The 277-nt window shown below is 63.9% G+C and carries 1 pseudogene; it reads left to right on the top strand.

Annotated elements, in window-relative coordinates:
- Positions 1–277, top strand: a pseudogene (locus GQB03_RS22790) (IS21 family transposase); the annotation flags it as partial.

Below are 277 nucleotides of genomic sequence, written 5' to 3'. Positions count from 1 at the left end.
TCTGCAATGTCGCTTCGGGCTGGGAGAAGGGCGTCGTGGAGAAGAACGTCCAGGACAGTCGGCGGCGGATCTGGCTGGATGCCGGCAAGCTGAGGTTCGGCAGCTTCGCCGAACTGAACGACTGGCTACTGCGACGCTGCCAGGCCCTGCGGCAGGAGTTGAAGCACCCCGAGTACGAACTGACGATCGCGGAGATGCTTGAGCACGAACAGCCGCAGCTGATGCCGATGATCGCCCCGTTCGACGGCTACGTCGAAGAGACCGGGCGGGTCTCCAG

Source organism: Cognatazoarcus halotolerans, assembly GCF_009800965.1.
Lineage (GTDB): Bacteria > Pseudomonadota > Gammaproteobacteria > Burkholderiales > Rhodocyclaceae > Cognatazoarcus > Cognatazoarcus halotolerans.
This window is presented reverse-complemented; position numbering and strand designations above follow the sequence as displayed.